7 protein-coding genes, 1 tRNA gene and 1 pseudogene (1 of these 9 running past the window's edge) are annotated in these 8888 nt (G+C 36.3%); 5 read left to right on the top strand and 4 right to left on the bottom strand.

Features of this window, described 5'->3' with window-relative positions:
• Nucleotides 1-499 precede the first annotated feature (499 nt).
• The 5 genes and pseudogenes from LEP1GSC062_RS00800 to recR all read left to right on the top strand — a co-directional run bounded on the left by LEP1GSC062_RS00800 (nt 500) and on the right by recR (nt 3496).
• Nucleotides 500-966: pseudogene (locus LEP1GSC062_RS00800) on the top strand (nucleoside deaminase).
• A 34-nt stretch (nt 967-1000) separates the two neighbouring features.
• Nucleotides 1001-1084 (top strand) — tRNA-Ser (locus LEP1GSC062_RS00795).
• 10 nt (nt 1085-1094) lie between these two features.
• Nucleotides 1095-2558, top strand: coding sequence for a DNA polymerase III subunit gamma/tau (gene dnaX, locus LEP1GSC062_RS00790; protein WP_020983052.1), 1464 nt, complete (start codon nt 1095-1097; stop codon nt 2556-2558).
• 4 nt (nt 2559-2562) lie between these two features.
• The gene (locus LEP1GSC062_RS00785) at nt 2563-2910 is read left to right on the top strand and encodes a YbaB/EbfC family nucleoid-associated protein (protein WP_020983076.1); all 348 of its coding nucleotides are present in this window, start codon (nt 2563-2565) and stop codon (nt 2908-2910) included.
• Nucleotides 2903-3496: a recombination mediator RecR gene (gene recR / locus LEP1GSC062_RS00780; RefSeq protein WP_020983066.1), complete on the top strand. Its 594-nt coding sequence runs from the start codon at nt 2903-2905 to the stop codon at nt 3494-3496. Before LEP1GSC062_RS00785 ends, recR begins: the two co-directional genes overlap by 8 nt.
• 2 nt (nt 3497-3498) lie before the next feature.
• Here recR and LEP1GSC062_RS00775 read toward each other — a convergent pair whose 3' ends face one another.
• From LEP1GSC062_RS00775 to serS, 4 genes are all read right to left on the bottom strand, one after another.
• Nucleotides 3499-5073 carry a hypothetical protein gene (locus LEP1GSC062_RS00775; RefSeq protein WP_010577449.1) on the bottom strand — a complete coding sequence of 525 codons (1575 nt, stop codon included), beginning with the start codon at nt 5071-5073 and terminating at the stop codon, nt 3499-3501.
• Nucleotides 5074-5076: 3 nt separating this feature from the next.
• Nucleotides 5077-5919, bottom strand: coding sequence for a transporter substrate-binding domain-containing protein (locus LEP1GSC062_RS00770; RefSeq protein ID WP_010577448.1), 843 nt, complete (start codon nt 5917-5919; stop codon nt 5077-5079).
• 62 nt (nt 5920-5981) lie between these two features.
• The gene (locus tag LEP1GSC062_RS00765) at nt 5982-7583 is read right to left on the bottom strand and encodes an OmpA family protein (RefSeq protein WP_039940712.1); all 1602 of its coding nucleotides are present in this window, start codon (nt 7581-7583) and stop codon (nt 5982-5984) included.
• 1190 nt (nt 7584-8773) lie between these two features.
• On the bottom strand, nt 8774-8888 hold the 3' end of the coding sequence (gene serS, locus LEP1GSC062_RS00760) for a serine--tRNA ligase (protein ID WP_010577446.1). Its footprint extends 1139 nt past the window's final position; only the last 115 of its 1254 coding nucleotides appear in the window; its start codon lies beyond the right edge, outside the window; it ends in the stop codon at nt 8774-8776.

The raw sequence follows: 8888 nt of genomic DNA, 5'->3' as shown, positions 1-8888 counted from the left end.
CCCATAAATTTTGCAAGCGCTCCGGATGCAGATAGAATGTACAAACGATCATTCGTTTAACATTCAAAGCGATTTGTTAGAACGTTAGATTCGTGTCTTACTACTCAGACGCATGAAAATGGTACCAAAAATTAACGGACGGTTTTTACAAAGATATAGAAGCGCTCACAAAATTGCGACGAATCCGGAATTGTTGGCTTTTTTTGAAGAAGATCTAACATTCTAAATTTTGAAACAAACTTATTACAGTATTCTTTTCATGCGTCCGAGTAGTAACTTTCCAAATAACGAATAAAAAATTCAGGCACCTTCCCGAGTTTAAATAGCCAACACCAAAAAGAAATCCAATCACTTGCCCACGATAAAAAATATAATCACTTGAAATCAGTCGTTTCGTACTATTACGATGAAAATTAGGATATTTGAAAATGTCCGAAGAACAATATTTATGGATAGATAGGCAACTTAAAGAGATAGAAAAATTCAAAACATTAACGTTATGTACGAATCTTTAAACGACAGGATTCTCTCCGATTTTTTGAAAAGTATGAAAGATGTACTTTTAAAAGAAACAGAAGAAATTCCCAGTTTTACAAGAATTTATCAAAAAGAAGAATTGGTTAGCGAAACGTTTAACGAAGTCGAAAAAAATTCGGATTCTTCCTTTCACAGTGAACTTCTCTGTATCCGCGACGCGAAAAAAAATTAAAAACTCGCTATCTCACAGATTGTATGCTCATTACCTCTTTGGAACCCTGTCTCATGTGCACAGGCACGATTCTTCTTTCAAGAATTCCGAAAGTAATCTATCTTCTACCTGCGCGACAAGGAGAAGGGATTTCGTCTCTCAGCATAGAAACGATTTATTCACGAAATTTTTTTCCTGAACTAATTTGTATCCCTGCTGAAATTTCTAAAAACGCATTCAAATCGTTTTTCAAAATCAGAAGAAAGAAATTCAATTGACATACAAACTTAAACAGAATTTCTGAAAGCTACAGGAGAAGTGTCAGAGTGGTCTATTGTGCATGCTTGGAAAGCATGTGTGCCAAAAGCACCCCGGGTTCGAATCCCGGCTTCTCCGACTCCGTATTATGGCAGGAACTCACGAAGTCCTTTCTCGGAAATATCGCCCGCAAATATTTCGGGACGTAATTCATCAAGACCTTGCCATAGGCGCTCTTCAAAACGCACTTAAATCCGGAAAAATCGGTCACGCATATATTTTCTTCGGTCCTAGAGGAGTCGGTAAAACGACGATCGCGAGAATTCTTGCGAAACGATTGAACTGCCAAAATCCGATCGATAACGAACCTTGCAACGAATGTAGTTCTTGTACTGAAATCACTCAGGGGATTTCGAGCGACGTTCTTGAAATCGATGCCGCAAGCAATCGGGGAATCGAAAATATTCGTGAACTCAGAGATAATGTCAAATTCGCTCCCATGGGCGGGAAATATAAGGTTTATATAATAGATGAAGTCCACATGTTGACGGATCAGTCCTTCAACGCCCTTCTAAAAACTTTGGAAGAACCTCCGGCTCATATCGTTTTTATTTTGGCCACAACCGAGTTTCATAAAATTCCGGAGACCATTCTTTCCAGATGCCAGGATTTTATTTTTAAAAAAGTACCCTTGTCTGTTCTACAAGATTATTCCGAAAGACTTTGTAAGATCGAAAATGTTCAATACGATCAAGAAGGACTTTTCTGGGTTGCGAAAAAAGGAGACGGTTCCGTAAGAGACATGCTTTCTTTTATGGAACAAGCGATCGTATTTACGGATTCCAAATTGTTAGGAACCGCAATCCGCAAGATGATCGGTTATCACGGAATTGAATTCTTAACTTCGTTTATTAAAAGTCTTATCGATCCCGACAATCATTCAAAAAGTTTGGAAATCCTCGAATCCCTCTACCAAGAAGGTCAGGATATCTACAAATTTTTATGGGATTCCATAGAATTTACTCACACTCTTAACTTGATCCGCGATTCCCTTGCCGATCCCGAATCTGTTAATTTCCCCAAAGAAGATCTGGCGAAAATGAAATCCGATTTTGAAAATGTGGATTCTTCAAAATTAAATTTTCTTTCCGGAAAACTCTTTGAAATTTACGAAAGAATCAAAACGATTCGTTTGAGAAACTCTTTTGAGATTAAGGTATTCACGGAAATTCAAATCAAAAAACTCGTGGAAGAACTTACTTATCCGAGTTTGGCTGGTTTGGTCGACCGAATCAATCATCTGATTCTTATGATGCAAGGTTCCAAAAACTCTACTCTCGATACAGAACACAGCAAATCATTCCCTACACTTAAAAATACAACACAAGCAGAACCTTCTAAAAAAAAAGATAATCCGTTCTCCGGCATTTCTTTAGAATCCCACTTCGAGTCTAATCAGCAGGACTCTTCTTTGAAAAACGATTCCTTGGAAACAAAGTCGATCATAACTTCCGAACCAAATTCGCAAAAGTTCGATACGAGCACCGAGATAAAGAAAAAATTCCTCGGAACCGAAGTAGATCAAAGTAAAATCCCTAAATTGGATTCTTAACGTTATGCTTGATAAAATAAAAAACCTGTCGGAACTTCTCTCCAACATGGGAGCCCTCCGAGAAAAAATGGAAGACGTAAAAAAGCGCATCGCCTCAATACGAGTGATAGGAGACGCGGGCGCGGGAATGGTAACCGTTACGGCTACGGGGGAAGGACAAATCATAAACGTATTCATTAATAAACAACTCTTCGACTCGGATGATAATAAAATGCTCGAAGATCTTATTATGGCCGCGACAAATGACGCCCTCAAAAAAGCGAGAGAAGCAACCGCTTATGAGTTTCAATCTGCATCCGGCGGTTTGGACTTTTCCGAAATTTCCAAAATGTTCGGCGGAAATTTTGGCTAATCATCTTCTTGAAGAAATGGTGGATGCTCTTTCTTCGCTTCCGGGAATCGGAAGAAAGAGCGCTTTTAGAATTAGCTTTCATCTTTTAAGACTTGAACAAGGTCTTTTCAATCATTTCATTTATCAGCTCACGGACACGAAAAACAAAATCAAATTTTGTAAACGATGCGGTTCTTATGCGGAAACGGAAACTTGCGATATCTGCACTTCGGAAAAAAGAGATACTCACACATTTTGTGTCGTGGAACAACCCGAGGACATTTTTTTTATCGAAAACACAAGAGAGTTTCACGGCAAATATCATGTGTTAAACGGAGTAATTTCTCCTTTGGAAGGAATCGGGCCGAGAGATCTTAGAATCAAAGAACTTTTGGAAAGAATCGAGCCGGAACAAGTAAAAGAAGTCTTAGTTGCCACGAACCCAACTCTTGAAGGAGACGCAACTGCGGATTATTTAGCGAATCAGTTAAAGCCTCTTTCCGTCAACGTAACTCGAATCGCCTACGGGATTACGGTTGGAGGTTCGATTGAACTTGCAGATCAATACACTTTGGGAAGAGCCATTCGTTCCCGTCTTCAGCTTTAACTTTAGAATCTATGTTCTGCAGTTACAAAAAATTCCCTAAGAATTTTTCCGTAAGTTGTATCCAAATAAGCTTTCAATCCATCCCCTGCTATAAAATAACCGGATCTCATCAAAATTTGCATATCTCGAAACGCATTCCATCTTAAGTTGATATTAACTTCGTGCCCAAAGAAGGTGCTTGTTTTGTATCCGTTATCAAAATTGAAGTAACGATTATTTTCGATATAAGGCGACTTTGTTCCATACAACCGATAATATCCTAACGTCAGAAGCAGTGGACCGTAAACGACAAAATCTCCGTTAACTCCGTATTCGTACAAACCGCTCGAATCTTTTCCGGAAAAAAGTGCGTAACCTCCCGTAAAGTCGTGCCCAATATTCGATATGGAGTAACCGGGTATTAAAGTTTTATAACCTCCGCCTCGAAGATTTGCCTTTGTCCCATCTTTATCAAATCCGGGACGTCCCGTAGTACCAACTCCTATTAAGTTGAAGGTAAAATTTTCGCTATAACGATAGGAAAACTGAAGATCCACCATTCCACCAGATATATTGTGCCTACTAAATTGATTATATAAAACATTTCCGGCATTGTCCCGATATGGTTCCAAAACATGAACGGCTCCGTGATTATAAATCCCATGGACTACAAATCCGAAGTTAGATAGATTGATCTCGTTCATAAAACCGTGCCAAAACAATTGGCCGAATTCGCTATCCAAAGCGATCACGGTCCCCTTCGCGTTAGTCGTCTTGTCTATGGATTTAATCGTATCGTCTGAGAAGTAAGAATAGAGTTCGTGTTTTACATTGTTGAAAAAACTCGTCTTAACTTTGTAAAAATAAATATTCGTTCCGACATAATTCTTATCGGCGTAAGAGTTTTTATCTAAGTCAAGTTGAGCGTTTTGTCGCGCCACAAACCAACCGGATTCAATTGTAGTATTCCACAATCGAAAGTCTTTGTTAATTGTAATTCCGGTACCCGAAGCAAAGATCACCCTCCCTCTTGGGGAAAAAAAGAGTTGCTGACCAACTCTCAAACTGAAAGCGTCCTCCGGAAGTTTAAAATTCAAATATAAAAACGTAGTTTGTATGTTTACCGGAGAAGTAGAATTTGCTTCTCCGCCTTGCCCCGGACCGGTTGTAGAATTTTGACCGAAACCTTTTCCACCGAAAGTAATATCACCAACTTGAACGCCCCAAAGCGCTTCAAAATATTTCGAAGTACTAAAATTCATGTTAATCGTCATTCTCGTATCAAAGTATGAAATGTCTTCTTTTTGAGGGGATAAGGTGCTGGGATTACCTTTCAATCTTTCCGTAATTTCAGTTTCGGCGATATTCTGATTTCGTTGTTGTTGTTCGGTTTTAAATGCGTCTTTATCGTAAGGAGTTGCGGAAGTTTGACGAGACGTGTATATATCTCTTGCAAGATTAAATCCACGCACTCTATAATTTCCTTGAAAATCGAGTTTAGTTTTCTCTTCAACTTCTTGGGAAAAAATCAAGGATGGAAATAAAATCACCGCAAGATAATAGAAGCCATAAGCCTTTTTTAAAAGGTTGTTGAACACGAATCACTTTACCCAGCTGTTTTGATTAAAGTATCGGTTTTTTAATTCTTCTAAAAGACCGGTTCGTTTCAATTCCTTAATGAAGAAATTTAAATTATCCGCAAAAATCAAATCATTCAATGGAAGAGCAGCGCTGATATTTTCCTCTTGAACCGTGCCCAAAAGAGGAAGATAATTTGCCTTCAAAGAAGGATTTTTTTGAAGTAAAGTAAGAATAAAAAAACTGTCCGCTACGAAACAAGTCACATTGTTGCCGATAAGATTATCGATCGCGATTGAATCCGAAAGATAACTATAAATCGGTAATTTAGAGAATTTCTTTTGAAGATAAATGTGATTCGTAGTATTGGATCTCACCGAAAAACTCACAAGACCACTTAAATTTGTAAGATCCAAAAGACTCATAAATCTTCTGGAAGTAACGATATTCCCTTCCGGCTCCGGTGGAAGAATCTTCTTGCTGACAAGTCCCGCAGGAGTCGTAACAAGATAAGGATCGGAAAAAGTGACTTGTTTACCTCGATTTAAGTCGGTGGATATTCCGGCAAATGCAAGATCGATTTTACCAACACGAATATCCTCCGCAAACTGTCTGAAGGTTTTAAGAGGTACAAGCTTTAAAGATACTCCAAGATAATCCGCATAGAGTTTAGCCAATTCCGCATCGATACCTGGGTACCCATCTTTCGGATTTTCGATATAAAAGGGCTCGTACTGTTTATTGACACCGACAACGAGTTCTTTCTTAGAAAGAATTCTTTCTAATCTGGAACCAGCATATTCCGACTGAGAAAATAGTACGGTCGGAAAAACCAAAAACAAACATAGAATTCTTATCTCGAACATGAAACAAATTGTGGACTAATCCTTATTTTTTTCCAGAGCATTTTAAATGAAAAAAATAATTTCTAAGGACTCACAATCTGAAATTCGGTTCTTCTGTTTTTATAATCCGTCTTCGGATTTTTTTGAGGAACGATGGGTTCCGAACTTCCCTTTCCATCGGTTACGATTCTACCCGAATCGATCCCCTTTTTAACTAGGTAGTCCTTTACTGCATTTGCACGATTATGGCTAAGAACTACATTATCTTGGTAATCCCCATTGAGATCCGTATGTCCTATGATTTTAATTTTTACGTCCGGATTTTCTTTCAAATAAGAATTCAAACTTTCTAAAATTGAAAAAGAATTTTCGAGGATTTCATAAGATCCCAAAGCAAAATGAATACTATCCAAAGAAATCGATTTACCTTTTTCTAATTCTTGGAAGGGATTAGAAACAATAGAATAAATATCGTAATCATGTCCGCTTCTTCTACAGAAATAAAAAGTCAATCCATCATCAGCTTCCAAATAAAAAGCCTCATCACCAGCCGTATTAATATCTGGTCCAAGATTGATTGGTTCTGAAAAATCTCCATTTGCAAGCAAAGTGGACTTGTACAAATCATAACCACCAAAACCTCCAGGGCGATTGGAAGAAAAATAAATTGTCTTACCATCTTTACTGATCGTCGCCGCAATTTCGGAATAAACCGTATTGATCGGATCAGGAAGACTTATCGCTTTTTCCCAAACTTTATTTCTATAAACCGAAACGAAAATATCCGCTTCGGAAACTTGTCCAAATGGATAACGAGTAAAATACAGTCGATTGTTAAATAAAAACGGATTTTCTTCGATCTCTTCTGTGTTTACGGTTCTAGGAAGAGCCATAGGCTTGCTCCAGGAAGAATTTATCTTTTTAGAAAAATACAAATCTCTAGAAACCCCGATCTTTCCATTAGAAAGTTGAAACTCAATCGATCCATCCCGATTGGATGAAAAAATAATCCCTTCCTCTTGGTTTAAAATAAAAGGACTTTGATCATCATAGTTCGAATTGAGATTTTCAATTTCCTCTCCTTGTTGCCACTTATCTCCTATACGAATTGATTTGTAAAGATCCGTATAAATTGAATTTTCCCTTTTAGAATAAAAATAGAGGACATTTCCGCCATCCGTAAGGCTGATTCCAAACTCATTTAGATTTGTATTGATAGAACCTTTTAATTTTTCTGGTTTTTGATTTTTGGAACTCTTAATTTCATTCAATTCCTGAGAACCAACGGAAAATATCGGTAATAAAATTAAAAAAGTTGCATATATTAATAAAAGAGCAAATTGATTCGAGAATAATCCGAAAATATCTTTTTTTGGAATCAGTGTAACATTCTTAGCGGATTTTATTACGAAATAAGACGGCAAATTTTTTTCATACCCCGGCATTTTGTCAAAAACATCAGCATTCCATCTTTTTCGAGCAGAAAATTCAGATCTATGAAAAGCAGGAAAGTACAATAACCTCTTTATAATGCGAAAACCAGAAAAGGGTTTAACAGCTATCCTAGAAAAGGAACGAAGATTAACATAAATGAATGTGGAGCTAAATTTTTTAACTTGATGCTTTTGATATAATAAACGCAAACTTTTAGATATGTCATTGGAAGTTAGAAAAAAAGAACACATAACAACCCCAAGGATTTCAAAAAAATCCTTATGTTCATTATCCGTTTTTTTGATAAAAACCTGAGTTTAAAAATCAGAAAACTACTTTAAAGTTTGCCCAAAACCTAATTTTTATTTCGATAATTTTTTACTTCAACTCAAGTTCGATCCAAAAAAATAAGAAAAACTTTTTCTAAAAATAGGAAATTATTTGTTTCTAATTACTAGAAAATTATGGTTTTACTTGTCAGGCATTGATTTGAAACGCAGATCGTAAAAAGACATTTTGTTGAATTAACAAGCCGATAGAAACATTTCTTTGAATTAAAAGCTGATCCATTTGAATTTCTTATTACCAAATACTTTCTGTAACCGTCGTCTTGTTTTTTTGCTCACATAATTTGGGATTTTCATAGCCCGTTGAACCTACATAATTGATGCTTGAACTCTGTTCAATTTTGTTTGCTTTTCTTTTTCAGGTTAAAAAATGGTCAATTTATTTCAAATCAAGTCAGGTAATACATAACTAACGCTTACAACATAAGAGTTTCCACATATGATTTTGTTTTTTATAGAAAAATTAAATTTTATTGATCAAAATTTTCTTATGCCGAACTCATTTTCTTTTGATTTATTCCAACAAGCTATTCCAATCAAAAAAAGTTGAAATTTCTTCCAGACCAAGCAGAGCAATTTGTCGTTATGATTAAAAATCAAAACGTACTCAGAGAACCCATTCAGAAAACCTTAGGCGTGAAAACTCCCATGTTTCAAAGGGTTAGGATACACTATAGTTGCATATTTATTATGCCGCTCAAAACGTAAGAATTCCCACAGATTTCGTCCTTTTTGGTAGTTTATGAACTTTCTAACGGACTTTACTGTTGGAACACTCTCGTAGAAGTTTCCTATATATCTGAGACATCGGGACAGATTTTTAATATTTTCGGATTAAAAACTCAATATCATTCCTATTGAATGCTAATTTTCCAAAAAAACTACAGACCCGATGCTGCGATTTTATTACAGATAAACTTTATGGAATTAATATTAGAGTTGTTGAAAAATTCCATGGTTCAGATTAGCAAAACCGTTTTAAACGTTCATTTCAATAAAACAGAAACGGATAGAGAATTAATTTTTCAAAAACTCTAATGAATATGATAAAATATATTCAATTATATTAATATAATTAAAAATAACAAATCAGCCTAAAAATAAGACTTTAACACTTCCGGAATACGAACGGTTCCGTTTGCATCTTGAAAATTTTCCAAAATTGCTGCGTAGGTTCTTCCCAAAGCAAGCCCCGAGCCATTGATTGTA

It is taken from the genome of Leptospira alexanderi serovar Manhao 3 str. L 60, assembly GCF_000243815.2.
GTDB lineage: Bacteria > Spirochaetota > Leptospiria > Leptospirales > Leptospiraceae > Leptospira > Leptospira alexanderi.
Note: the sequence above shows the minus strand (reverse complement) of the source record. Positions and strands in the feature narration are given on the sequence as shown.